Source organism: Vallitalea longa (assembly GCF_027923465.1).
In the GTDB taxonomy this organism is placed as follows: domain Bacteria; phylum Bacillota; class Clostridia; order Lachnospirales; family Vallitaleaceae; genus Vallitalea; species Vallitalea longa.
In genome coordinates this window covers 1-521 of record NZ_BRLB01000059.1, presented here as the reverse complement: position 1 = coordinate 521, position 521 = coordinate 1, and the positions used below count along the sequence as shown (strand labels likewise).

General features: G+C 33.2%; 1 protein-coding gene. It reads left to right on the top strand.

Annotation, left to right across the window (positions count from 1 at the left end; genetic code table 11):
- The coding region (locus QMG30_RS24815; RefSeq protein ID WP_281819915.1) for a hypothetical protein at positions 1–521 on the top strand (521 nt) is incomplete at both ends.

The following is a 521-nucleotide window of genomic DNA, read 5'->3' as shown; positions in this document are numbered from 1 at the left end:
ACTGATGAAGCTTCAAACATATTGAATGGATTACCTAATGGAATGAAATGGGGACCCAATACACAAAAAAACCTAAAATACTACTACAACCAAAAAGCTCCTTATGATAAACTCTATTCAATAATTACAGTAGACCTTAAATTAGGAGTTACCAGTAGCATTGATGACCATACTATAGATATGTCAAAAGGCGAGGGTTCAGCACAAGTTAAACTTTCTGCCGAAGCTGAAGTAATAGGATTTAAAACAAATGATCCTCAAATGAAACCATACTTAGAAAATCCTTCTAACATTAGACAAATGGTGTTTACTATTAGTGATGGTACAACTACAAAGGAAAAAACAATAACCTCTTTTTCAAAATTAATCGGTAAAACGAATTTTACATTCGACTATTTACCTAATGATGTAGAGGATGGAGATTCCGATTTAGATGATAGTATCATTAAATCATATAGTTGTACCGTTGAAGTGGAGTACTATAGGCAGTGTCATGGAACAGCTACAAAAACAAACGAAGC